19 protein-coding genes are annotated in these 26,983 nt (G+C 39.4%); 15 read left to right on the top strand and 4 right to left on the bottom strand.

Going from position 1 to position 26,983, the window contains the following annotated elements:
• Positions 1-6 precede the first annotated feature (6 nt).
• From ACLV7Q_RS09865 to ACLV7Q_RS09830, 8 genes are all read left to right on the top strand, one after another.
• Positions 7-1,287, top strand: coding sequence for a glycoside hydrolase family 125 protein (locus ACLV7Q_RS09865; protein ID WP_218757997.1), 1,281 nt, complete (start codon positions 7-9; stop codon positions 1,285-1,287).
• Positions 1,288-1,377: 90 nt separating this feature from the next.
• The gene (locus ACLV7Q_RS09860) at positions 1,378-4,023 is read left to right on the top strand and encodes an alpha-mannosidase (protein WP_218757996.1); all 2,646 of its coding nucleotides are present in this window, start codon (positions 1,378-1,380) and stop codon (positions 4,021-4,023) included.
• 83 nt (positions 4,024-4,106) lie between these two features.
• The gene (locus tag ACLV7Q_RS09855; RefSeq protein ID WP_218758009.1) at positions 4,107-4,976 is read left to right on the top strand and encodes an ROK family protein; all 870 of its coding nucleotides are present in this window, start codon (positions 4,107-4,109) and stop codon (positions 4,974-4,976) included.
• Complete coding sequence (locus ACLV7Q_RS09850) at positions 4,970-6,850, top strand: beta-N-acetylhexosaminidase (RefSeq protein WP_218757995.1); 1,881 nt, start codon at positions 4,970-4,972, stop codon at positions 6,848-6,850. The genes ACLV7Q_RS09855 and ACLV7Q_RS09850 overlap by 7 nt, the downstream gene beginning before the upstream one ends.
• 224 nt (positions 6,851-7,074) lie before the next feature.
• Positions 7,075-13,962, top strand: coding sequence for a YSIRK-type signal peptide-containing protein (locus ACLV7Q_RS09845; protein WP_411866010.1), 6,888 nt, complete (start codon positions 7,075-7,077; stop codon positions 13,960-13,962).
• Positions 13,963-14,830: 868 nt separating this feature from the next.
• Positions 14,831-15,760 (top strand): ABC transporter permease, encoded by a 930-nt coding sequence (locus ACLV7Q_RS09840; protein ID WP_218757327.1) that lies wholly within the window; start codon positions 14,831-14,833, stop codon positions 15,758-15,760.
• Between the two features lie 12 nt (positions 15,761-15,772).
• Positions 15,773-16,696 carry a carbohydrate ABC transporter permease gene (locus ACLV7Q_RS09835; RefSeq protein ID WP_000818348.1) on the top strand — a complete coding sequence of 308 codons (924 nt, stop codon included), beginning with the start codon at positions 15,773-15,775 and terminating at the stop codon, positions 16,694-16,696.
• 103 nt (positions 16,697-16,799) lie between these two features.
• Complete coding sequence (locus tag ACLV7Q_RS09830; protein ID WP_173249822.1) at positions 16,800-18,278, top strand: ABC transporter substrate-binding protein; 1,479 nt, start codon at positions 16,800-16,802, stop codon at positions 18,276-18,278.
• A 145-nt stretch (positions 18,279-18,423) separates the two neighbouring features.
• On the opposite strand, the gene ACLV7Q_RS09825 is transcribed toward ACLV7Q_RS09830, so the two are convergent.
• Positions 18,424-18,810, bottom strand: coding sequence for a hypothetical protein (locus ACLV7Q_RS09825; RefSeq protein WP_225904702.1), 387 nt, complete (start codon positions 18,808-18,810; stop codon positions 18,424-18,426).
• Between the two features lie 183 nt (positions 18,811-18,993).
• On the opposite strand from ACLV7Q_RS09825, the gene ACLV7Q_RS09820 reads away from it, so the two are divergent.
• From ACLV7Q_RS09820 to ACLV7Q_RS09810, 3 genes are read left to right on the top strand one after another with little or no spacing between them, the layout of a single operon-like run.
• Entirely contained in the window at positions 18,994-19,341 is a 348-nt protein-coding gene (locus ACLV7Q_RS09820; protein ID WP_218757326.1) for a LytTR family transcriptional regulator DNA-binding domain-containing protein, read from the top strand.
• Positions 19,338-20,087, top strand: a complete 750-nt coding sequence (locus tag ACLV7Q_RS09815) for a response regulator transcription factor (RefSeq protein ID WP_173253425.1) — start codon at positions 19,338-19,340, stop codon at positions 20,085-20,087. Before ACLV7Q_RS09820 ends, ACLV7Q_RS09815 begins: the two co-directional genes overlap by 4 nt.
• Positions 20,088-20,090: 3 nt before the next feature.
• Positions 20,091-21,425, top strand: coding sequence for a sensor histidine kinase (locus ACLV7Q_RS09810; RefSeq protein WP_218757325.1), 1,335 nt, complete (start codon positions 20,091-20,093; stop codon positions 21,423-21,425).
• Between the two features lie 106 nt (positions 21,426-21,531).
• On the opposite strand, the gene blpC is transcribed toward ACLV7Q_RS09810, so the two are convergent.
• From blpC to blpA, 3 genes are read right to left on the bottom strand one after another with little or no spacing between them, the layout of a single operon-like run.
• The gene (gene blpC, locus ACLV7Q_RS09805; protein WP_112444774.1) at positions 21,532-21,672 is read right to left on the bottom strand and encodes a quorum-sensing system pheromone BlpC; all 141 of its coding nucleotides are present in this window, start codon (positions 21,670-21,672) and stop codon (positions 21,532-21,534) included.
• A 56-nt stretch (positions 21,673-21,728) separates the two neighbouring features.
• Positions 21,729-23,090 carry a bacteriocin secretion accessory protein gene (locus ACLV7Q_RS09800; RefSeq protein WP_193550504.1) on the bottom strand — a complete coding sequence of 454 codons (1,362 nt, stop codon included), beginning with the start codon at positions 23,088-23,090 and terminating at the stop codon, positions 21,729-21,731.
• A 10-nt stretch (positions 23,091-23,100) separates the two neighbouring features.
• The gene (blpA, locus tag ACLV7Q_RS09795; RefSeq protein WP_411866009.1) at positions 23,101-25,254 is read right to left on the bottom strand and encodes a peptide cleavage/export ABC transporter BlpA; all 2,154 of its coding nucleotides are present in this window, start codon (positions 25,252-25,254) and stop codon (positions 23,101-23,103) included.
• A 309-nt stretch (positions 25,255-25,563) separates the two neighbouring features.
• Between blpA and ACLV7Q_RS09790 the strand changes: the two genes are divergently transcribed.
• The 4 genes from ACLV7Q_RS09790 (at position 25,564) to blpZ (ending at position 26,769) form a co-directional block, all read left to right on the top strand.
• Complete coding sequence (locus ACLV7Q_RS09790) at positions 25,564-25,791, top strand: Blp family class II bacteriocin (protein ID WP_173220077.1); 228 nt, start codon at positions 25,564-25,566, stop codon at positions 25,789-25,791.
• 51 nt (positions 25,792-25,842) lie between these two features.
• Positions 25,843-26,217: an immunity protein gene (locus ACLV7Q_RS09785; RefSeq protein ID WP_173213199.1), complete on the top strand. Its 375-nt coding sequence runs from the start codon at positions 25,843-25,845 to the stop codon at positions 26,215-26,217.
• Positions 26,218-26,222: 5 nt separating this feature from the next.
• Positions 26,223-26,441, top strand: a complete 219-nt coding sequence (locus ACLV7Q_RS09780; protein ID WP_173213201.1) for a hypothetical protein — start codon at positions 26,223-26,225, stop codon at positions 26,439-26,441.
• A gap of 79 nt (positions 26,442-26,520) precedes the next feature.
• Entirely contained in the window at positions 26,521-26,769 is a 249-nt protein-coding gene (gene blpZ, locus ACLV7Q_RS09775; RefSeq protein ID WP_112444786.1) for an immunity protein BlpZ, read from the top strand.
• The last annotated feature ends 214 nt before the right edge of the window (positions 26,770-26,983 follow it).

Genomic DNA, 26,983 nt, shown 5'->3' with positions numbered 1-26,983 from the left:
TGCACGATGATTTATTCAAAAGAAATTGTTAGAGAATGGCTAGATGAAGTGGCAGAGCGAGCTAAGGACCATCCAGAGTGGGTGGATGTTTTCGAGCGTTGCTATACAGACACCTTGGACAATACGGTTGAAATCCTAGAAGATGGTTCCACTTTTGTCTTGACAGGGGATATTCCTGCAATGTGGCTTCGGGATTCGACAGCCCAACTCAGACCCTACCTGCATGTGGCTAAAAGAGATGTCCTCCTGCGTCAGACCATTGCAGGTTTAGTCAAACGTCAGATGACCTTGGTGCTCAAGGATCCTTATGCCAATTCCTTCAACATTGAGGAAAACTGGAAGGGGCACCACGAGACCGACCACACCGACCTTAATGGCTGGATTTGGGAACGCAAGTATGAGGTGGACTCGCTTTGCTATCCTTTGCAGTTGGCCTATCTCCTCTGGAAAGAGACTGACGAGACCAGTCAGTTTGATGAGACTTTTGTCGCAGCGACTAAGGAAATTCTCCATCTTTGGACGGTAGAACAAGACCATAGAAACTCTCCTTATCGTTTTGTCCGAGATACGGACCGTAAGGAAGACACCTTGGTAAATGATGGCTTTGGACCTGATTTTGCAGTGACAGGTATGACTTGGTCAGCCTTTCGTCCGAGCGATGACTGCTGTCAGTATAGTTACTTGATTCCGTCAAATATGTTTGCTGTAGTAGTCTTGGGTTATGTGCAAGAAATCTTTGTCGAATTAGACCTAGCTGATAGCCAGAGTGTTATTGCTGATGCCAAGCGTCTTCAGGATGAAATCCAAGAAGGAATCGAAAACTACGCTTACACCACCAACAGCAAGGGCGAAAAGATTTACGCTTTTGAAGTAGATGGCCTAGGAAATGCCAGCATCATGGATGATCCAAATGTACCAAGTCTACTAGCTGCGCCCTATCTGGGCTACTGTTCGATCGATGATGAAGTGTATCAAGCCACTCGCCGTACCATTCTGAGCTCTGAAAATCCATACTTCTACCAAGGAGAATACGCTAGCGGTCTCGGAAGTTCTCATACCTTCTATCGCTATATCTGGCCAATCGCCCTTTCTATCCAAGGATTGACAACAAGAGATAAGGCAGAGAAAAAATTCTTGCTGGATCAGCTGGTTGCTTGCGATGGTGGTACAGGTGTCATGCACGAAAGCTTCCACGTAGATGACCCAACTCTCTACTCTCGTGAATGGTTCTCTTGGGCCAACATGATGTTCTGTGAATTGGTCTTGGATTACTTGGATATTCGCTAGGGAACATGCTTTAGCGCAACTGATTCTTGTTAGAATCACAAATTTACATTTAAAACATTAAAAATTTAATTTAGAATGAGGTTTTACTTCATGGAAAATGTTGTTGTACATATTATCTCACATAGTCACTGGGATCGTGAGTGGTACTTGCCTTTTGAAAGCCACCGTATGCAGTTGGTGGAATTGTTTGACAATCTCTTTGATCTCTTTGAAAATGACCCTGAGTTCAAGAGCTTTCACTTGGATGGTCAAACCATTGTCCTTGATGACTACTTGGAGATTCGCCCTGAAAATCGAGACAAAGTCCAACGCTACATTGACGAAGGAAAATTGAAGATTGGTCCCTTTTACATCTTGCAGGATGATTATTTGATTTCAAGTGAAGCCAATGTCCGCAATACTCTTATTGGTCAGCAAGAAGCTGCCAAATGGGGCAAATCTACTCAAATTGGTTACTTCCCAGATACCTTTGGAAATATGGGGCAAGCGCCTCAAATCCTTCAAAAATCAGGCATTCACGTGGCAGCTTTTGGTCGTGGTGTGAAGCCGATTGGATTTGACAACCAAGTCCTCGAAGATGAGCAGTTTACTTCCCAGTTTTCAGAAATGTACTGGCAGGGTGCGGACGGAAGTCGTGTCCTCGGTATCCTCTTTGCCAACTGGTACAGTAACGGGAATGAAATCCCAGTTGATAAAGAAGAGGCCTTGACCTTCTGGAAACAAAAACTGGCAGACGTGCGTGCCTATGCTTCGACCAACCAATGGTTGATGATGAACGGATGTGACCACCAGCCTGTGCAGAAAAATCTGAGTGAAGCCATTCGTGTAGCAAATGAACTCTTCCCAGATGTAACCTTTGTTCACAGTTCTTTTGATGAATATGTTCAAGCCGTGGAAGGTGCCCTTCCTGAACACTTATCAACGGTTACAGGTGAGTTGACCAGTCAGGAAACAGATGGCTGGTACACACTTGCTAATACTTCTTCATCCCGCATTTACCTCAAACAAGCCTTCCAAGAAAATAGCAACCTCCTAGAGCAAGTTGTAGAACCCTTGACGATTATCACTGGGGGCCACAACCACAAGGATCAGTTGACCTATGCTTGGAAAACTCTTTTGCAGAATGCGCCGCATGATAGCATCTGTGGCTGTAGCGTGGACGAAGTTCACCGTGAGATGGAAACTCGTTTTGCCAAGGTTAACCAAGTCGGAACCTTTGTTAAGACCAATCTTCTCAACGAGTGGAAGGGCAAAATTGCAACTCACGAAGCTCAAAGTGATTATCTCTTTACTGTCATTAACACAGGTTTGCATGATAAGGTCGATACTGTTAGCACAGTGATTGATGTGGCGACTTGTGATTTCAAGGAATTGCACCCAACAGAGGGATACAAGAAGATGGCTGCTCTTACCTTGCCAAGCTACCGTGTGGAGGACTTGGATGGGCGTCCTGTAGAGGCTAAAATCGAAGACCTCGGAGCTAATTTTGAGTACGATTTACCAAAAGACAAGTTCCGCCAAGCTCGTATCGCTCGCCAAGTGCGCGTGACCATTCCAGTTCACCTAGCGCCACTTTCTTGGACAACCTTCCAATTGCTGGAAGGAGAGCAAGAACACCGCGACGGTATTTACCAAAACGGAGTGATTGATACGCCATTTGTAACGGTGAGTGTGGATGACAACATCACAGTCTATGATAAGACAACTCACGAAGCCTATGAAGACTTTATCCGCTTCGAAGACCGTGGTGACATCGGAAACGAGTATATCTATTTCCAACCAAAAGGAACAGAGCCAATCTATGCAGAGCTTAAGGGCTACGAGGTCTTGGAAAACACAGCTCGCTATGCTAAGATTTTGCTTAAACATGAATTGACCGTGCCTGTCAGTGCCGATGAAAAGCTAGAAGAAGAGCAAAAAGGTATCATCGAGTTTATGAAGCGTGAGGCGGGACGTTCAGAAGAATTGACAAGCATTCCTCTTGAAACTGAGTTGACTGTCTTTGTTGACAATCCACAAATCCGCTTTAAGACTCGCTTTACTAACACTGCCAAAGACCACCGTATCCGTCTCTTGGTCAAGACTCATAACACGCGTCCAAGCAATGATTCTGAAAGCATCTATGAGGTGGTGACACGACCAAACAAACCAGCGGCTTCATGGGAAAATCCTGAAAATCCTCAACACCAACAAGCCTTTGTTAGTCTGTATGACGATGAAAAAGGTGTGACTGTATCCAACAAGGGATTGAATGAATACGAAATCCTTGGAGACGACACCATTGCAGTGACTATTTTGCGTGCATCAGGTGAGCTAGGTGACTGGGGCTACTTCCCAACACCAGAAGCACAATGCTTGCGTGAGTTTGAAGTCGAGTTTGCTCTCGAATGCCACCAAGCCCAAGAACGCTTTTCAGCCTATCGTCGCGCTAAAGCCTTGCAGACACCATTTACCAGCCTTCAGCTTGCTAAACAAGAAGGAAGCGTGGCTACGACTGGTAGCCTCTTGAGCCATTCTGTTCTCAGCATGCCGCAAATCTGTCCAACAGCCTTTAAGGTAGCTGAAAATGAAGAAGGCTATGTCCTCCGTTACTACAATATGAGTCAAGAAAATGTGCGCATATCAGAACACCAACAAACTATTCTTGACTTACTTGAGCGACCATATTCAGTTCATTCAAGACTATTGGCTCCACAAGAGATTCGTACAGAATTGATTAAAAAAGAAGAAATTTAATTTCAAAAAGTAAACCTAAAAAGAAAGGAGGGGCGAAAAGATAAGAACTAACTGCTGATTCGCCCCTTTTTATGGTAAAAACAATGACCATTGCAACGATTGATATCGGAGGGACTGGGATTAAGTTTGCTAGTCTGACTCCTGATGGGAAAATACTGAATAAGACAAGTATCCCAACACCAGAAAACTTGGAGGATTTACTAGCTTGGTTAGACCAGCGCTTGTCAGAGCAGGATTACAGTGGGATTGCTATGAGCGTTCCAGGTGCAGTCAATCAAGAGACAGGTGTGATTGATGGCTTCAGTGCTGTCCCTTATATCCACGGATTTTCTTGGTATGAGGCGCTTAGCTCTTATCAGATTCCTGTCCATCTGGAAAATGATGCCAACTGCGTTGGACTCAGTGAATTACTGGCTCATCCAGAACTTGAAAATGCAGCCTGTGTCGTGATTGGGACAGGGATTGGCGGAGCCATGATTATCAATGGCAGACTGCACCGAGGTCGCCACGGTCTGGGTGGAGAATTTGGCTATATGACCACCCTTGCCCCTGCTGAAAAGCTCAACAACTGGTCGCAACTAGCATCAACTGGGAATATGGTACGCTACGTGATTGAAAAATCTGGTCAGATTGACTGGGACGGCCGCAAGATTTACCAAGAAGCCGCAGCTGGGAATGCTCTTTGCCAAGAAGCCATTGAGCGCATGAACCGCAATTTGGCGCAAGGCTTGCTCAATATCCAGTATCTCATCGATCCAGATGTCATCAGTCTGGGAGGCTCTATCAGTCAAAATCCAGATTTTATCCAAGGTGTCAAGGAAGCTGTTGAAGACTTTGTCGATACCTACGAAGAATATACGGTCGCACCCGTTATCCAAGCCTGCACCTATCATGCAGATGCTAATCTTTACGGTGCCCTTGTCAACTGGTTACAGGAGGAAAATCAATGGTAAGATTTACAGGACTCAGTCCCAAACAAGCGCAAGCTATTGAAATATTAAAAAAGCACATTTCTCTACCAGATGTTGAGGTGTTAGTCACTCAGTCTGATCAAGCTTCTATCTCTATCAAGGGTGAGGATGGTCACTATCAATTGACCTACCGCAAACCTCACCAACTTTATCGTGCCTTGTCCTTGTTGGCAACAGCTCTAGTAGAAGGTGATAAAGTAGAGATTGAGGAACAAGCAGCTTACGAAGATTTAGCCTATATGGCTGACTGTTCGCGCAATGCGGTGCTGAATGTCGCTTCTGCCAAGCAGATGATTGAACTCTTAGCTCTCATGGGCTATCCAACCTTTGAACTTTACATGGAAGACACTTACCAGATTGAAGGGCAGCCTTACTTTGGCTATTTCCGTGGAGCCTACTCAGCTGAGGAGTTGCAGGAAATCGAAGCTTATGCCCAGCAGTTTGACATGACCTTTGTGCCATGTATCCAGACCTTGGCCCACTTGTCAGCCTTTGTCAAATGGGGTGTTAAGGAAGTCCAGGAGCTCCGTGATGTAGAGGACATTCTCCTTATTGGCGAGGAAAAGGTTTATGACCTGATTGACGGGATGTTTGCTACTTTGTCTAAACTGCAAACTCGCAAGGTCAATATCGGGATGGACGAAGCCCACTTGGTTGGTTTGGGACGTTACTTGATTCTGAACGGTGTTGTGGATCGTAGTCTCCTAATGTGTCAACACTTGGAGCGCGTGCTGGATATTGCTGACAAGTATGGTTTCCACTGCCAGATGTGGAGCGATATGTTCTTTAAACTTATGTCAGCAGATGGCCAGTACGACCGTGATGTGGAAATTCCAGAAGAAACGCGTGTCTACCTAGACCGTCTCAAAGACCGAGTGACTTTGGTTTACTGGGACTATTATCAGGATAGCGAGGAAAAATACAACCGTAATTTCCGCAATCATCATAAGATTAGTCATGACCTTGCCTTTGCAGGTGGTGCTTGGAAGTGGATTGGCTTTACACCTCACAACCATTTTAGCCGTCTAGTGGCTATCGAGGCAAATAAAGCCTGTCGTGCCAATGACATCAAAGAAGTCATCGTGACGGGTTGGGGGGACAATGGTGGTGAAACTGCCCAGTTTTCTATTCTCCCAAGCTTGCAAATTTGGGCCGAACTAAGCTATCGCAATGACCTAGACCGTTTGTCTGCTCACTTTCAGACCAATACTGGTCTATCGGTTGAAGATTTTATGCAGATTGACCTTGCCAACCTCTTGCCAGACCTGCCAGATAATCTCAGTGGTATCAATCCCAACCGCTATGTCTTTTATCAGGATGTTCTCTGTCCCATTCTTGACCGACACATGACACCTGAACAGGACAAATCGCACTTTGCTCAGTCTGCTGAGACACTTGCTGAAATCAAAGAAAAAGCTGGTGCTTACTCTTACCTCTTTGAAACTCAGGCTCAGTTGAACCAGATTTTAAGTAGCAAAGTCGATGTGGGACGACGCATTCGTCAAGCCTATCAAGCAGATGATAAAGAAAGTCTGCAAGAAATCGCAAGACAAGAATTACCAGAACTCAGAAGCCAAATTGAAGACTTCCATGCCCTCTTTAGCCACCAATGGCTGAAAGAAAACAAGGTCTTTGGCTTGGATACAGTTGACATCCGTATGGGCGGACTCTTGCAACGCATCAAACGAGTAGAAAGCCGCATCGAGGCTTATCTGGCTGGCCAGCTTGACCGCATCGATGAGCTGGAAGTAGAAATTCTGCCATTTAACGACTTCTACGCAGACAAGGGCTTCGCAGCCACAACAGCCAACCAATGGCATACCATTGCGACAGCTTCAACGATTTATACAACTTAAAAACAAGAACACCTTGCCTGGCGCAGGGTGTTTCGCGTGAAACAGAAGAATTGGATAAGATGCATCATATCAAGCTTAGTTCATAAAATTTGATTTATAAAATGAAAAAGAGTATAATGAATTATGCCAGTCTAAAATATGCATAAATATTTTAGGGGGGGCTTTTTATTTGTCCTTCCATTATATATTAACCGATAATTATCGGAAAAGGAGCAAAATGATATATGTTTTATAAAGGTAATGAAGATAGAGAAAAACGCCTGCGGTTTTCGATTCGTAAGGTTAGTTTTGGAGCTGCTAGTGTTGCAGTAGCAGCCTTGTTCATATTTCCAGGAAATGGGACAGTGTCTGCCACAGAGCAAGGTGTAACCCCAACTAATGAGGGAAGACAAGGCTCACCACTGAAAGACCCAGATGTCCAGAATGGAACCTACGGGGCGACTCCAGTAGTCAGTCAGTTGGATGGAAATTCTGGTAGCAGTGAGACTACTGCTCCGGAAGGTCAAGAAGAAACAACTACTCCAACATCTACTGATGCAAGCGCATCATCAGTCGAATCACCTACTGTTTCAAAAGAGAAAGAAGAAACAGCCACTACTGCAACTCCAGCGCCAGTAGCAACAACTACTGTTTCAGCAACAGAAGAAGCAGAAGAAAAGGCTACATCTAACTTGGATAAAAAACAGCTGGAAGATTATGTAGCAGAAATTGATGCTAAATTAGCCTCAGGTAGCTATGCGACTAAGACAGCTGAAAGTGTCGCAACCCTTAAAGAACATTTAGAATTAGCAAAACTTGCCCTAACAACAGCCAAAAGTCAAGAGGAGTTAACAAAAGCTTACAGAAAACTTCTTATGACAGCTAGCAGCGGTTTACGTAGCAAGCCTAAAGCGCAAGTGGAAAGTCCTAAACTAGATACTACAGAAGGAAAAGCGACTGTCGGTAAGAAAGCTAGCAATACTGAGAAAGCTACAGGAAGCAACTCTATCGCAAACTCAGGACAACATGATCCACGTAATAGACAAGCCCTAGATAGAAATAATCCATTCCGAACAGGTGAGACAACGACTGATACTGATCCATCGGCACACCAGACTTACACAGCACCTGCAGAGAATGCGGATTTAAAAACGTTAGCAACTACGTTACAAAGTTTGCCGGATACCATTCAAAATAATAAAAAAATCCAAAGTATGGATGAGTTAGGAAAAGCTAAAAATGTAGCTAAAGGTAGCGTTACTGAAATTGACGAGTTTGGTGGTTGGAGAGCTGTATCTTCTGATGGACAGCAAGGTAAATTTGCAATTGCAAGAAAGACAGACCGAGGCGTATTCCCTGTTGAAACACTTAATACGACAAATAATCAATATGACACCAACAGAAAGGTTTGGCTACGAGAACAGTCATTTGATAGAACTAGTGAGTATATGCTTTTTCTAACGAAAGTCAGATCTTATAAAAACCATACAGAAGCAGCTTATGATGACTCTACTTATGTAAGAGTTGGGGAAGGGGGAGCTTCTACTGCAAAAGCTGTCAAAGGTTTTCAAGGTATTGAGAAAACGTTTCGTGCATATTCTTCAAACGATGGGTCTAGAATAAAAGTTGCTTTTAAAACAGGATACTCTGGAGATATTAACAATACTAAAGCAGGATATAAGGTCGAAGTTTATTCGATTGGACAAGATGGGACAGAAAGTAGTATTTATACAACTACATTTTATCCTCAAAAGGGTGGGCAAGATAAAGATAAAACGGTTGTTGCAGCTAAAGATGGTACTACGAGAAATGAAGTGCTAAATGCTAATGGATTGACAGAAAATCAAGTGAATGAAAAATTAGCAGAGGAGAACAATAAACCTAATGGTACAGGAGGTTCTTTTACTAGCCGTGATATAGAACTTCCAAAGGGTGCAGTTTCATATAAAGTACGAATTAGTAATGCAACAGATAAAGAAGTAGGGCTTTCTTATCAATCTCCGTATTTAGGTTATGCACTTCCGGTTACTGGTTTAGATTTTTCAATTGAACAAGATACTAGCAGTGTTGCCAAAAACCTCTTGCAAAGAATTTATGATAAATTACTTGAAACGGAAACGGCAGATAAGGCAGGGAAAACGGACGATACTATCAATGCATATACAGCTGAACTTGAAAAAGTAAATAATCTTCTTACTGGACAGTTAAAAACAACAGCAGATTATAAACGGGCATTTTCAACGCTTTTATCAAAACAAGAAGCTTTAGTTCCGGCAGCGACAAGTGATGAAAAGACTAATTTATCTGCACAAGTTGAAGGGTTAAAAAAGGTAGCAACAGACACCAAAACACCTAAGAGTATTGCTGAATACAATAAAGAATTTGAGAAGTATAATCAAGAAATTGAGTCAATAAAACAAGAAGTAACGACTATCATCAATAAACAAGGAAATGCAACTAAAGATGAAGTAAGTACCGCATTAGAAAAAGTAGAAGTTATAAAAGGGAAATTAGATACTGCTGCTGGACTGTTAGTTGAACAAGGAAATAAGACGGAGTTAAGAAAAGCGGTAGGAGAAGAAACTACTGTTAAAGGAAACTTTAAATATTATAATGCAGATAAAACAACAAGGGATGCGTATGATGAAGCGATAAAAAATGGACAAACAGTAATAGATGATGCGGATGCGGATCAAACTCAAGTAGATGCAGCCAAACAAGCAATCGAAGAAGCTACAAATGCATTAAATGGAGTACCAACGAATAAAGAAGCTCTAACAACTGCTACGAACGAAGCGAAAGCAGCGAAAACAACGGATGCGAAATACTACAACGAAACAGATGCAACTAAGAAACAAGCATATGATGATGCGATTACAAAAGCAGAAGCAGTATTGAAGGATCCAAACGCGACGCAAGAAGCAGTGAATAATGCCAAGAAAGCGATTGAAACTGCCCAAGGCGCCCTAACAGGAGCACCAACGGATAAAGAAGCATTAACAACTGCGACAAACGAAGCAAAAGCAGCGAAAACCACGGATGCGAAATACTACAACGAAACAGATGCGGCTAAGAAACAAGCATATGATGATGCGATAACAGATGCAGAAACGGTATTGAACAATCCAAACGCAACGCAAGAAGCAGTGAATAATGCCAAGAAAGCTATTGAAACAGCGCAAAAAGCCTTAACAGGAGTACCAACGGATAAAGACGCGTTACGCACCGCTTCAACAACAGCAGAAGCAGCTAAAACCACGGATGCGAAATACTATAACGAAACAGATGCGGCTAAGAAAGCAGCATATGATGATGCGATTACAAAAGCAGAAGCAGTATTGAAGGATCCAAACGCGACGCAAGAAGCAGTGAATAATGCCAAGAAAGCGATTGAAACTGCCCAAGGCGCCCTAACAGGAGCACCAACAGATAAAGACGCGTTACGCACCGCTTCAACAACAGCAGAAGCAGCTAAAACCACGGATGCGAAATACTACAACGAAACAGATGCGGCTAAGAAAGCAGCATATGATGATGCGATAACAGATGCAGAAATGGTATTGAACAATCCAAACGCAACGCAAGAAGCAGTGAATAATGCCAAGAAAGCGATTGAAACTGCCCAAGGCGCCCTAACAGGAGCACCAACGGATAAAGAAGCATTAACAACTGCGACAAACGAAGCAAAAGCAGCGAAAACCACGGATGCGAAATACTACAACGAAACAGATGCGGCTAAGAAACAAGCATATGATGATGCGATAACAGATGCAGAAATGGTATTGAACAATCCAAACGCAACGCAAGAAGCAGTGAATAATGCCAAGAAAGCTATTGAAACAGCGCAAAAAGCCTTAACAGGAGTACCAACGGATAAAGAAGCATTAACAACTGCGACAAACGAAGCAAAAGCAGCGAAAACCACGGATGCGAAATACTACAACGAAACAGATGCGGCTAAGAAAGCAGTATATGATGATGCGATTACAAAAGCAGAAGCAGTATTGAAGGATCCAAACGCGACGCAAACTGCGGTAGACCAAGCTAAGCAAGCGATTGAAACAGCGCAAGGCGCCCTAACAGGAGCACCAACAGATAAAGACGCGTTACGCACCGCTTCAACAACAGCAGAAGCAGCTAAAACCACGGATGCGAAATACTACAACGAAACAGATGCGGCTAAGAAAGCAGCATATGATGATGCGATAACAGATGCAGAAATGGTATTGAACAATCCAAACGCAACGCAAGAAGCAGTGAATAATGCCAAGAAAGCGATTGAAACTGCCCAAGGCGCCCTAACAGGAGCACCAACAGATAAAGACGCGTTACGCACCGCTTCAACAACAGCAGAAGCAGCTAAAACCACGGATGCGAAATACTACAACGAAACAGATGCGGCTAAGAAAGCAGCATATGATGATGCGATTACAAAAGCAGAAGCAGTATTGAAGGATCCAAACGCGACGCAAACTGCGGTAGACCAAGCTAAGCAAGCGATTGAAACAGCGCAAGGCGCCCTAACAGGAGCACCAACAGATAAAGACGCGTTACGCACCGCTTCAACAACAGCAGAAGCAGCTAAAACCACGGATGCGAAATACTACAACGAAACAGATGCGGCTAAGAAAGCAGCATATGATGATGCGATAACAGATGCAGAAATGGTATTGAACAATCCAAACGCAACGCAAGAAGCAGTGAATAATGCCAAGAAAGCGATTGAAACTGCCCAAGGCGCCCTAACAGGAGCACCAACGGATAAAGAAGCATTAACAACTGCGACAAACGAAGCAAAAGCAGCGAAAACCACGGATGCGAAATACTACAACGAAACAGATGCGGCTAAGAAACAAGCATATGATGATGCGATAACAGATGCAGAAATGGTATTGAACAATCCAAACGCAACGCAAGAAGCAGTGAATAATGCCAAGAAAGCTATTGAAACAGCGCAAAAAGCCTTAACAGGAGTACCAACGGATAAAGAAGCATTAACAACTGCGACAAACGAAGCAAAAGCAGCGAAAACCACGGATGCGAAATACTACAACGAAACAGATGCGGCTAAGAAAGCAGTATATGATGATGCGATTACAAAAGCAGAAGCAGTATTGAAGGATCCAAACGCGACGCAAACTGCGGTAGACCAAGCTAAGCAAGCGATTGAAACAGCGCAAGGCGCCCTAACAGGAGCACCAACAGATAAAGACGCGTTACGCACCGCTTCAACAACAGCAGAAGCAGCTAAAACCACGGATGCGAAATACTACAACGAAACAGATGCGGCTAAGAAAGCAGCATATGATGATGCGATAACAGATGCAGAAATGGTATTGAACAATCCAAACGCAACGCAAGAAGCAGTGAATAATGCCAAGAAAGCTATTGAAACAGCGCAAAAAGCCTTAACAGGAGTACCAACGGATAAAGAAGCATTAACAACTGCGACAAACGAAGCAAAAGCAGCGAAAACCACGGATGCGAAATACTACAACGAAACAGATGCGGCTAAGAAAGCAGTATATGATGATGCGATTACAAAAGCAGAAGCAGTATTGAAGGATCCAAACGCGACGCAAACTGCGGTAGACCAAGCTAAGCAAGCGATTGAAACAGCGCAAGGCGCCCTAACAGGAGCACCAACAGATAAAGACGCGTTACGCACCGCTTCAACAACAGCAGAAGCAGCTAAAACCACGGATGCGAAATACTATAACGAAACAGATGCGGCTAAGAAACAAGCATATGATGATGCGATTACAAAAGCAGAAGCAGTATTGAAGGATCCAAATGCAACGCAAGAAGAAGTGAATAATGCCAAGAAAGCCATTGAAACTGCCCAAGGCGCCCTAACAGGAGCACCAACGGACAAAACACAATTGATAAACACCACTGACGCATTAAATAGTTTAATTTTAGAAGATTCGACAAAAGGAAAGACCAAAGCGACGATTGATGAGTATAAAAAAATACAAGAAGAATCAGAGAAAGTTTTAAAAGAAGTTAAAAAAGTTATTGATAATGAAAATGCTTCACAGGTTGAGGTTGACAAAGCCTTAGAACTAGCAATTAAGGCAAAAGATGCTTTAGAAATTGCGAAAAAATCATTACTTGATGCTGTAGAAGCTAGAGAAGTAGTTGAAACGACAGCAAATGAAAAAATTGCAAGTATCAAAGCAGATAAAAAACTTTCTGATGAAGAAAAGCAAAAAGCACTTGATACAGTTGAAGCCTTAAAGGAAAAAGCATTAGAAGCCATCGATAGCTCCACAACCCAAGCAGAACTCGATAAAGTTCTCAGAACCTTCTTATACCAAGTTGATCAAGATGCACTTGTAGCTGATCTTCCAGAATTAAAACTAGAAGATGCCCTGAAAGCTTTAATCAATGGAGTAGTGAAAGTTGAACGCGGTACAGCCCTTTCCCAAGCAGATGTGTTAGCGAAATTAGATTTACCAGAAGAAATCTCAGTCCTCAATATGGTATTGCCTGATACGAATACTATCGGTACTAAAATTGCTACAGTGACATTAAGACTAGCGGATGGAAGTGTACAAAAACTTGAAGTTCCAGTTGAAGTGATTTTACCAAAAAATCAAAATATCATACCTCCATATAATGGTGGAAACTACGGTCCTTCTGTCGATAACGGAATGACGAACACTCAAGCCAAAGTGAATAAATCCAAGTTAGAAAGTGCTATTCATCAGCTAGATGAGCTAATCATCCAAGAATCAGCTAAGCTTGATGCAGAAACTGCAAAAGAAGCGAATGCATTATCAGCAGATGCTAAGAAAGTATTTGCTAACGCAGACGCAAGTCAAGCAGAAGTGGATGCAATGGTGAAACGTATCGAAGACTTTATGGCGAAACTTGCTCCAGTAGCTGACCATGTAACTCCAGCTGAGGATCAAGTATCTCAAACACCAGCTGTAGCTCCAGCTACAACTCAAGCAGCAGCTAATGCTAGTCAAACAGTATCAGCACAAGCAAATGCGCCTAAAGCATCTAAAGAATTGCCAAATACAGGTACAGCAGATTCTACTGTAGCTATGGTAGCAGCTGCCGCAAGTGCCTTACTTGGTCTTGGTCTTGCAGGACGTCGTCGTAAAGAAGACGAAGAAGCTTAATTGGTAGATTGTTTGATAATTATCAGATGATAAGTCCAATTTTTAAGGCTTAAACAAGTACCTCTCATAAGAAAATCTCCTAGCAGGAAAGCCTGCTAGGAGATTTTTGCATGTCAGGAAGTGGACGGCAAACTGTAACCGTTCAATAACGAGGCATATTGAAAAATTTCCAGGCTCGAGAACTCACTGATAGTTACTAAGCTGGAGATTTCTTATTTGCACTTTTTGTAGGGAGTCAGTCTCGGAGAAATCAGACACTATAATGAACTGAGTCTGGACTAGTACAATATGGCTTCTAAAACATTGTTATAAATTGACTTGGTCTTGCCTTATACTCAATGAAAATCAAAGAGCAAACTAGGAAGCTAGCCGCAGGTTGCTCAAAACACTGTTTTGAGGTTGCAGATGGAAGCTGACGTAGTTTGAAGAGATTTTCGAAGAGTATTAGCTTTCTAAAAAAGTTGAGAAAATCAGTACCTTTATTTTTAGACAGAGCTCATGATGAGTTTTGAGAAAAAACGTTAAAAAGAGAAAAATCTCTATGGTCAAAAGTATAAGGAACTTGATAATAGGCCTTTTTTCTAAAAATAGTGGGCTTCATTGCTCCTAAAATTTAGTTTGAGAGACTAGCACAGGATAACAGAGTGACGCCATCACTGGGCTAATAGAGATAAAATAAACAATTGATTTAGGACATTTGTTTGATAGTGGTGATAAAGTTTTAAATCTGCTACATAATTTGTGGAGTTTTTTCTATAATTAGGAGTTTAACCTAATCTGCAAATAGGAGTATACTAATAATGTAATCGTTATCAAAAGTCTAAAAAAGAATTTTTAGATGGATATCAAAATAAAAAGGGAGGAAATTATGAATAAGTTTTCAAAAATCTTGAGAGATAACTGGATTTTTCTCTTGATGGTTTTGCCAGGGGCACTCTGGTTGATTCTATTCTTTTACATTCCAGTATTTGGGAATGTGGTTGCCTTCAAAGACTACCACATGACCAGTAATGGTTTCATAGATAGTATCATAAATAGTAAATGGGTCGGACTCGATAATTTCAGATTCTTATTTAGTTCAAGAGACGCCTTTATTATCACACGAAATACGGTTCTCTACAATCTTGGCTTTATCTTTCTAGGTTTAGTTGTATCTGTAGGGATTGCCATTATCCTCAGCGAGCTCCGTTCTAAGAGAATGGTGAAGATTTTTCAAACTTCTATGTTGTTCCCTTACTTCTTGTCTTGGGTTATCATTAGTTTCTTTACAGATGCCTTCCTAAATATTGATAAAGGGGTCTTCAATCATCTATTGGAAAGTCTTGGTCTCAAAGAAGTCAATTTTTACGCTGACCTGGGCATCTGGCCCTATCTCCTACTTTTCCTAGGTATTTGGAAAGGCTTTGGATATAGCAGTGTCATGTACTATGCGACAATCATGGGAATTGATCCAACCTACTACGAAGCAGCGACAGTGGACGGGGCCAGCAAATGGCAGCGCATTCGCAATGTAACCATTCCGCAGTTGACACCATTGGTAACCGTATTGACCATCCTTGCAGTCGGAAATATCTTCCGTGCAGACTTCGGTCTTTTCTACCAAATCCCTCACAATGCTGGTCAGCTCTATAACGTAACCAACGTTTTGGATGTATATGTATATAATGGTCTGACCCAGACAGCGGATATCGGGATGGCTTCAGCAGCAGGTCTCTACCAATCAGTAGTCGGCTTGATTCTGGTGGTTCTATCAAACTTACTTGCAAGACGAGTTGATCCAAACTCAGCCTTGTTCTAGAAGGAGGAGAATATGGCAGAAAAGAAAATTAAAAAAGAAAAAATTGATAATGTCGGCATTCACTCCTTCAGTAAGAAAGCAGATATCTTCTTCAGTATCATTTCGGGTTTGATTGCCCTCTCTTGTATCCTACCCTTCGTATTCGTTATCATTATTTCAGTGACGGACGAGAAAAGCCTCCTCCAATACGGCTACAGCTTCTTCCCATCCCAATTTGGATTAGACGGTTTTGAGTTCTTGGCACAGTTTAAGGATAAAATCTTACAAGCCCTCTTCATTTCTGTCTTTGTAACCGTAGTTGGGACATTTACAAATGTCTTTATCACAACAACCTATGCCTACGCTATTTCACGGACAACCTTTAAGTATCGCAGATTCTTTACCATCTTCGTTCTGCTCAGTATGTTGTTCAACGCTGGTTTGGTACCAGGTTATATCATGGTGACTCGTGTGCTTCAGCTTGGGGATACTGTTTGGGCCTTGATTGTTCCAATGCTTCTCTCACCATTTAACATCATCTTGATGCGTTCCTTCTTCAAGAAGACCATTCCAGAAGCCATTCTAGAATCGGCTCGTATCGATGGTGCTAGTGAGGCTCGGATTTTCTTCCAAATCTGTTTGCCATTGTCACTACCAGGTATCGCAACCATCACGCTTTTGACAGCTCTTGGTTTCTGGAATGACTGGTTCAACGCCCTTCTTTACATCAAGAGTGACAACTTGTATCCATTGCAATATTTGCTCATGCAAATCCAACAAAATATGGACTACATTGCCAAAGCGGTCGGCTTGACTGGTCAACTGGGAGTTGCTCTACCGAAAGAAACAGGTCGTATGGCCATGGTTGTGGTTGCAACCCTTCCAATCGCGATTTTGTATCCATTCTTCCAACGCTACTTTGTAAAAGGTTTGACTATCGGTGGTGTGAAAGAATAGTGCTTATTGAGAAAGAACATTTCTCATTTCCAAACTTCCCTTGCGTGAAGTTAAGATCATTACATTGTTTATAAGTTTAAAAATAAAAAAAGGAGTTTTTATCATGAAAAACTGGAAAAAATATGCTTTTGCATCTGCTAGTGTAGTCGCTCTGGCTGCAGGTCTTGCTGCTTGTGGAAATTTGACAGGTAACAGCAAAAAAGCTGCTGATTCAGGTGACAAACCTGTTATCAAAATGTACCAAATCGGTGACAAACCAGACAACTTGGATGAATTGTTAGCAAATGCCAACAAAATTATCGAAGAAAAAGTTGGTGCCAAATTGGATATCCAATACCTTGGCTGGGGTGACTATGGTAAGAAAATGTCAGTTATCACATCATCTGGTGAAAACTATGATATTGCCTTTGCAGATAACTATATTGTAAATGCTCAAAAAGGTGCTTATGCTGACTTGACAGAATTGTACAAAAAAGAAGGTAAAGACCTTTACAAAGCACTTGACCCAGCCTACATCAAGGGTAATACTGTAAATGGTAAAATTTACGCTGTTCCAGTTGCGGCCAACGTTGCATCATCTCAAAACTTTGCCTTCAACGGAACTCTCCTTGCCAAATATGGTATCGATATTTCAGGTGTTACTTCTTACGAAACTCTTGAGCCAGTCTTGAAACAAATTAAAGAAAAAGCTCCAGACGTAGTACCATTTGCAGCTACTAAGAACTTCATCCCTTCTGAGAACTTTGACTATCCAGTAGCAAACGGGCTTCCATTCGTTATTGACCTTGAAGGTGATACTACTAAAGTTGTAAACCGTTACGAAGTGCCTCGTTTCAAAGAACACTTAAAGACTCTTCACAAATTCTATGAAGCTGGCTACATTCCAAAAGACGTCGCAACAAGTGACACTACATTTGACCTTCAACAAGATACTTGGTTCGTTCGTGAAGAGACAGTAGGACCAGCTGACTACGGTAACAGCTTGCTCTCACGCGTTGCTAACAAAGACATCCAAATCAAACCAATCACAAACTTTATTAAGAAAAACCAAACAACACAAGTTGCTAACTTTGTCATCTCAAACAACTCTAAGAACAAAGAAAAATCAATGGAAATCTTGAACCTCTTGAATACGAACCCAGAACTTTTGAACGGCCTTGTTTACGGTCCAGAAGGCAAGAACTGGGAAAAAATTGAAGGTAAAGAAAACCGTGTTCGCGTTCTTGATGGCTACAAAGGAAACACTCACATGAGTGGATGGAACACTGGTAACAACTGGATTCTCTACATCAACGAAAACGTTACAGACCAACAAATCGAAAATTCTAAGAAAGAATTGGCAGAAGCTAAAGAATCTCCAGCGCTTGGATTTATCTTTAATACTGACAATGTGAAATCTGAAATCTCAGCTATTTCTAACACAATGCAACAATTTGATACAGCTATCAACACTGGTACTGTAGACCCAGATAAAGCTATTCCAGAATTGATGGAAAAATTGAAATCTGAAGGTGCCTACGAAAAAGTATTGAACGAAATGCAAAAACAATACGATGAATTCTTGAAAAACAAAAAATCATAAGATCAATTGATTTCGTGTATTCATTCCTAACTCCTAAAATAAGAATCACTGCTTTCCTCAGGTTGGTCTGGGGAGGGCAGTGGTTTTTTGAAAGTTGTTGAAGCCATGTATGCTGAGGAAATGTATAAAGACTACCAAACCTAATTTATTTCAGGTTGTTATAAATACCATCTAAATATGAGTGAATTTCTTGTCGTATAGATTGTAAAGAATGATTTCTAGCTGTATCAATGACACCGAATATTCTGTAATGACTACGGAAAAGTTTATCATAATCAATGTAACTTCCTATGATGATAATGTTGGCAAATTCAGAACGGAGTCGTATATCTTCTATATAAGAATACATTGTATCTGAAGATAAAAACATTGATTTTATGATAAAATAGGTAGTAGTGTTATAGGAATAGATGATACGCCTAGAAACTATAATTCTCGTTTTTGTTGATAAGTTTTCTTTAATATAAGAATTGATGTCACTTGTGATGATATATCCTAATAATGAAAAATGTAGAATTTGAATTGTATCCATATTTCTCCTCTTGCTCTATCATATCAAAAACATCCGATAGAAGATGTCGAAATCTTAGATTGTATAAATGTTAGCATGAAATGTTGAAAAATAACCATTTATGATAACTCAGATACCTTTTAAGATTTTTTCCATCATAGGATACTAGTTTTGATATGATATAGGAGAGTAAGGAGGAAAAATATGCAAGAATATATTTTAAGCCAAGGCAGAGCAGTTGTTAAAGTGCCTCATTCTAAGGTTTACTATGTGACAACACATCCTACGAAGGCACATGCTGTTATTTTTATTACAGCTGATGGAGTATTTGAGAAGTATATGAGCCTAGCTAGAGTTGAGGAAATGAGTCTGGGTAAATTGTTCAGGTGTCATAGAAAGTTTCTTGTTAACTTATCCAAAGTAATAGGATTGAAGTATGAAACGAAGACCATTTTATTTATGGATGAAAGAGTATCAGATATTATCTGCTCTAGAAGATATTTTAAAACTGTAAAAGAAAGATGGTTAAAGACTAAAGGAGACGAGAAATGAATATCTTTATATTAGAGGATGATTTTATACAGCAGACTAGGATGGAAAATCTGGTGTATGATATTTTAGAGAAGAATTGTTGGGAAGTAAAGCACTGTGGTGTTTATGGTAAACCGAATCAATTGTTAGAAGATATGATGGAACGTGGAGGTCATCAACTTTTCTTTTTGGATATTGAAATTAAAAACGATGTTAGAAAAGGGTTAGATATTGCTTTGGAAATCAGAGATAGAGATCCAAATGCAGTCATTGTTTTTGTAACAACTCATTCAGAATTTATGCCTGTTAGTTTTCAATATCAAGTATCAGCTTTAGATTTTATTGATAAGGAATTACCTGAAAGCTCTTTTAGGGAACGTGTGGAAAAGGCAATCGCTTATGTTCACAAGAATAAACATCAACTAATGACTGAAGATTCTTTTGTGTTTACAAATTCTAAAGCACTCGTTCAGGTTCCGTTTTCGGATTTGCTTTATATAGAAACGTCAATGATTCCTCATAAGCTAGTTCTTTATTCTATGAGAGAAAGAATAGAGTTTTACGGTAAAATTTCTGATATATTGAAGCAAGAACCCAGATTGGTTCAGTGTCATCGTTCTTTTATTGTGAATCCTTATAATATCTCTTCAATAGATAAGGAAGAAAAACTAGTCTATTTGAAGAACGGGTCAAGTTGCCTAGTATCTAGGTTAAAAATGAGGGAATTGCTGAATATAGTTAAAGATTTACATGATAGTAAGGAGTAGTAAATGTCTTTTGTGTTAGTATCTTTGAATTTTTACATACTTTTATTTCTTCATGCAAAAATTTATGGCTATCAATTGACTATAAAGAGATCTTTAGAGTTATTGTTTTTCTATTTTTTATTAGAGTTTTTACTTTTAACCTTGATTAAGATGTTCTATATCCCTGTTGTTATTACAGTACTAGATTATCCCATCTTTTTTATTATCTATACATTGTTGTTGGATAAAAAGAAATACAGTCTGATATTGACACTTTTTTATGCTCTGTTTCCTATCACATTTTGGTCGATTATCTATGATTTCTTTGTTGATTTTATTATTCCTAATTTTGCTAGTTTAACAGAAATATATGTTTATTACGATGCTACCATTTTCTCAATTTTAGCAAGTCTCCTATCTTTGCTTATAATAAAAGTTTTTCAGTATGATTTTAGCTATCTAAGAAGTAAAGTGTTGGATAAACATTTAGCTCAAATAATGAGGATTGCTAATGCTGCAATGTTGGGTTATTTTATCTTGGTTCCTTTTATTGGTTATATTAAAAAAATCTTGAACTTATCTATAAATCATTATCAAGGAGCTATAACTGCAATCTATTTCTTTTTATTTATCTATTTTGTCAATATACTGGATAGAAATGTACGTGAGGAATTGCAAAAAGATTTAGTACTTCAAAAAGAGATTCAACTTCAAAATCTTAAGAGCTATAGTAAACAAGTAGAAGGACTTTATCAAGAGGTTAGAAGCTTTAGGCATGATTATGCAAATATCTTAACAAGTTTAAAGATAGGAATAGACCGAAAAGATATTGATTTAGTTGCTCAAATTTATGACAGTGTCTTGAAAGACTCAGGGAAAAATTTAAAAGATACAAAATTTGATGTAGTGAGATTGAGAAATATAGAGGATTTATCCTTGAAGAGTTTATTAATCTCAAAATTATCCGAGGCTCAGAGTTTACTAGTGCCAGTTTCTTTGGAAATAGAAAAACCAATCGTTATCAAAAAGATTGAGGAAATTGATTTTTTAACAGTTGTTTCTATATTGTTAGATAACGCGATAGAGGCCGCTGCAAGCGCCACTGTCGAGGAACCTCTAAGTGTTTGTTTTTTTGAAGATATGAGAAATAATAAGCAAGTTTTAATTATCCAAAATCCGACCCTAGATAGAGAGATTGATGTTACAAAAATATTTGAGAGAGGAATGTCGTCTAAAGGGCAGAATAGAGGAGTTGGTTTGTCTAATGTTAATAGTATTTTGACAAAATACCCAAATATCATTCTAAAAACTACAAGTTCTAATTTTAGATTTAAACAAGTCTTAGAGATAGAAGTATAGGTGGGGATGGGTGACTTGTATCTTCTATAATCTTTTCATGATAAAACGCATAGTATCAGTCATTTTGAAATCTGATATTATGCGTTTTTATAATTCTATAGATTTTTTATGGTTTGAAAGTAGTCCGTAATTTTAATGGTGTTGTTATAGTTTCATATAGCTCTTCCCACAATCCTCCACCTGTAATCTGGTTGAGTTCAGTAGTTGTTAGTTTTTGAAATGAAGTTAGGTTTTGTTTCTTATCCATGTTATGATTCTCCTTTTTGATAAGATAATAAATAGTTATAGAGTGTTATCTGAAAATTAATCAGAATGGGTTAAAATTTTATCTTTGAAATAATCAAAATATGTTTTCTTTGCAGTTACACTAGTGACGCGACCTTGTAAGCCATATTGGATGAGTTTACTATCCTCATTAGATAGTTTTGCAAGAGCGCTTAGTTTAAAGAGATTGCCTTGCTCTGTTCTGGTAGGAGTTTGATCAATTGTCTGAAGTTGGGCGATGATGGTGGTGCCGTGATTTCCAATCTTCTCCAGTTTTAATCTTACAGTTTGTCCTTTATCTAGTAGAGGTAGATAGTCAGAAGATACGTAGTAAGTGATTAGTACTTCTCTTGTATCTGTGATGACAGGGAATATTTGAGCAATTTCTGTACCAGTTGGAATTCTATTTTTACCTTCAAATTCACTGTTTAAGTGAATGATACCTTTACTTGGGGCGGTTAAGGTATTGTTTTCCAAACGCTGTGTGGCTTGATCTAGTTGTACTTTTAATTCTGTTAATTGATTCTCCACAGTTAGTTGTTGCTGTGAGGCTGTCTGTAAAAACTGAGTGCGGAGTACTTCAATTTTGGTTGCTAAACTATTATCATAAGTTGCTACACTTCCGATACCAGCTTGCTGAATTTTGAGGCTTGCGATAGATGATTCAAGACCTGCAATACTTTGATTAATTTGAGATAAAAATGGCTCCTCTGCAGTTCCTTGTGTTTGTCCTTGTGAGGCTACAAGATAACGATTCAAAATTGACTGGTGTGGATTGCCAGTTGGTAAGCGAGCCCTTTTATTTATGATAGCATCTCTCAACTCTTGATATTCTCCAATTTGTTGTTGAACTTTTGTAATTTCTTGTTCGATGGCTGATGAACTGCTATTGGCAAGATTAGCTTGATTTGAAACCTCAGTGTTAGTCTTTGTGATACCCAGTTCAATATCATGAGCTTGTTTAGTAAAATTCATAAAGGTATTATGGTAGCCAAATTCATCCTCGCCAGAAAAAAGATCAGTCGCTTTTTCTAAGCTTTGTTTCAAAATTCCAAGTCCTTCTTTTTGCTTCTCAAGTCTTTGTAATTGAGTTGCTAAGGCAGTTTTCTGACTTTCTTCCATTGTTTCAGAGTATTTGATGAGTAAGTCCCCTTTTTCAACTACTTGATTTGCCACTAAATGATTAGCAAGGATAGGATTATCACTGGTCGACTGAATAGATGCAATGACACTTGTAGGGGTGATTTCCCCTTGGGAAGTAACAGTAATTTCTTTTGTGGCAACAAGGGAGAAAATCAAGATGAAAGTAAGTAGTAATGAAAGAGGTATAATTAACATTGTCGCATAGTTATGGTAACGTCTCTGATAAAACTCGACGCTTCTAAAAAGATTAGGATTCATGACATTCTCCTTATTTATTGAATAGATGATGGTAGAAGCCTTGCGCCTGCATTAACTCTTGATGACTACCAACTTCAATGATTTTCCCCTGGTCAAGAACAATGACACGGTTAGTTCGTTCGGCTATACTGAGACGATGGGCTACAAAGAGAATGGTTTTATCAGTTAGGGACATAAGATTATCTATAACTTTTTTCTCAGTCAAGACATCAAGACCGCTAGTAGCTTCATCTAGTATTAGAACAGGAGCTTTAGTTAAAAGAGCACGAGCTAGAGCGATTCGTTGCTTTTGTCCTCCTGATAGACCGGCTCCATCAGAGAGCTGAGTTTGATAGCCCATAGGCATTCTTTCAATGTCTTGACGGATTTCAGCTAATTCACAAGCTCTTAGAATATCTTCTTGGCTAATCATATGATTACCGCCCAAGGTTAAATTTTCCAAGATAGAGCCATTAAAGATATAGGCTTGTTGGGGTAGGTAATTAATATGACGGCGCAAGACTTTTTTATCAATGTTTTTAATATCCTGATGATTGATGGAAATATGTCCTTTGTAAGGTTCAAAGAAATTGACAATCATTTTGGCTAAAGTTGTTTTACCAGAACCACTGACTCCAACTAGGCTAACCTTATCTCCTTGTTTAATCGTGAGATTAATATCTGTTAAGGTATCTCGTCCAAAACCATACTTATAAGAAAGGTCATCAAATTCAATATCGCCCATCAAAAAATGTGAATGAACAGGATTTTCTTGAACTTGAAATTCAGATTCGACTAAATAGACCTCGTTCAAACGGTTATTAGCAACCTTCGCAGATTGGAGTTTGGTTTGGAGGTTGATAATATTTTCCATAGGAGTTGTAAAGTAAGAAAGAAGTGTGTTAAAGGTAATCAGCTGACCGATAGAAATTTTACTCGACATGACTAATTGAGCGCCAAGCCATAGGATAAGGATATTCAGAACTAATTTTGTTCCCTGCTTTAAACTCGTTTGTAAAATAGAATACTTACTGAGCTTAAAGGATTTTTCTAAATAATCTACAAATTCGCTGTCTATATTTTGATAGCGATTTTCTTCACTCGTGAGCGACTTTATAGTTTCAATCCCGTTGATATCTTCAATGATGGCAGAGCTAACCATAGAATTACTTTGCATGACATCATGGTTCATTTTTTCGAAAGGCTTCATAAAAGAAAAGATGATGAACATGTATATAGGAATAGAAATAAGAGAAAGAAGGAAGAGATTAGGGTTTTGTGCCAGTAAGACGCCTCCTACAAGAATCAGAATAGAAACATCCAGAAAAAGAGAAAGAATGGTAGAAGCCAAGGCATCTATAATAGAGTTAGCATCTGTGAACCGTGAAATGATTTCTCCTGTACGACGTGTCGCAAAGAAAGACATAGGAAGTTCAAAAATATGGCGAATATAGGATAAAATCACATCAATGCTTAATCTCTGGCTCAGAACGGTTAGGAGATAATCTCTGGAGAAGCTCATGACTTGTTGGAGGATATAGGTGATAACCAGACCAACTGAGATGATTCCTAAAGTTGATTTCATCTGATTTGGGATGTATTCATCCAAGATTCCTTGGAGATAATAAGAACCACCGATATTGATAATAGTGATCAATAAGCTTGAGAGAACAATGTAAGCAATGAGAGATTTTTGTTTGAAAATCAGAGGAAGGAAGCTTAGTAGACCATTCTTTTTATCTTTATGGGGTTGATAGCTAGGTTTGGGAGCTAGAAAAATAGCTACTCCAGTCCATTCAGAGAAAAAGCGTTCTTTTGACATTTTGGTGATTTTTACAGAAGGGTCAGGATCACCAATAACCAGATAGTCTTTCTTTGTTTGATAGACAACATAGTAATGTTGGAGTTTTCCTTCTTTGTTAACGTGAACGATAAATGGATAGGGGACATCACTCATGTCAAAGAGCGTTTTATCTGCTTGAACAGGTCTTGTTTCAAAGCCCATTTCATCAGCGGCTTTTACAATGCCAAGAGCAGTCGTTCCTTCTTTATTGGTCTTTGCAAGTTCTCTCAAGTGAGCTAGAGAAAAATCTGAACCATAGAATTTAGCAATCGAGGCTAAGGCAGCAACACCGCAGTCTCTAGCATCTATTTGAGGAACAAATGTACGTTTATAAGAAGTCATTGGCAATTCCTTTCATATAGTGGATAGGTATATTATGCCAAACTTTACTAAAAAACTTCTTGCTAAATCGTAAACGGTATTTATATTGTCATGAACAGTAATTTTTATTAAGTAAGATGAACCATTGATTTTTATAGTTGGCGATAGTATATATTAGTTTTGGTCTTTGATAAAATTTATGAAAAACATTTCGTGATGAAAAAAAGACATTTTATGATTTTAAAGAAATGATATCAGTTGATTATGATATATTGATGTTGTCAAGGTTGCAACAAGACAAAAATTAAAAATAAAAAGGAGGTATTCATCATGAATACAAAAACAATGTCACAATTTTCTGTTATGGATAATGAAATGCTTGCTTGTGTTGAAGGTGGAGATAAAGTAGGGGCTGGAGAAGTTGTTCAAGCATTAGGAATTTGTACAATAGGAGGTGCAGCTCTGGGGAGTGTTATCCCAGTTGTGGGAACTCTTGCCGGCGGGGTTTTAGGAGCACAGTTTTGTACAGCGGCTTGGGGAGCTTTTAGAGCAAGTTAAACTTTTAGCGATATAGTAGATTGGAAATAGTAGTAAAAGGAGGTGATTTATATGAAATACAGATTATTTCTTATTATTTTCTTGAGTAGTGTTTTGGATATTCTTTTAGGTACATTTTTGAAAATCTCGAATGTATCGATTGGGTGGATTGTTCTCTACAGTGGCTTATTTGAAGCAGGAGTTTTTCTTCTTGCTAATAAAGGTTTGGCGGTAAAAATCAAGGAATCAGACATTCAAAAACGCTTTAAATTTATTTTTGGAAAAACGTTATGGTTTCAAATTCTTTTGCTCATCTTTTTGGCGGTAAAACTTTATCTTGGTTTGGATGAGAGACTGATTTTACTTTATGGAAATATTTTCATTGTCTTTAATGCCTTAGTTTATCTTTTGTCTACTAGCCAAATTAATTTAACAAAGAAAGTGTGAAAAGAATGGAACAATCAGTAAATAATTTTATCATTTTATCCGATGAAAAATTAACAATGATAACAGCTGGTGATAAACAACTTGCAGACAGATTTTTAAGTGGAGTAGGTGGTGCAGTTGAGGGGCTTTCGCTTTGTGCACAGACAATCCCCTTCCCAACTCCGCAGATTTATTTAATTTGTGCAGCTGGTGGGGCGGCAGCTTCAGTTTTATGGCCACATTAGAGGATTTAGTTAGGATATAGAATTATTAATCTGGGTATCTCTTTGCGCTTATACTCTCTATACTGTATAGGAACGTATCATGTATAAACACTTATTTTTTCCATATTCAAAAATCTTAGACTGGTTGACACCCTATATTCTAGTCTTGGCTTCTGACACCATTGCATTTAATGTTTTTGTGCTAACCTTTGTATCTGTAGTGGTTTTTTCTTTCCTGAATCCCATGCTAGCTTTTATAGCTATATTCTTAGGGGCTGGCTATGTTGTCGGATTTTGGTTATTAAAATGGTTTGTTTTAGAGAGATTGGAGGTAAAGGATGACTTGTAGGAAGGTGTACTTAGTGTTTAAGTGGTTATCTTTATGGTCGTTTTCAATAAAGATTATACCTTGTTTTTGATTTTTAGTATAGTAACGTCAAATGTAGCTCCTTACATTCATTCCTAACTCCTAAAATAAGAATCACTGTTTTCCTCAGGCTTGTCTGGGGAAGGCAGTGATTTTTTACCTTATTTAGATAATTATCCGAATTAGATGATATAAA

Origin of the sequence: Streptococcus mitis (genome assembly GCF_965111725.1) — a bacterium.
GTDB lineage: Bacteria > Bacillota > Bacilli > Lactobacillales > Streptococcaceae > Streptococcus > Streptococcus mitis_DV.
The sequence above is the reverse complement of the archived record's forward strand: the minus strand, read 5'-3'. Positions and strand labels throughout refer to the sequence as shown.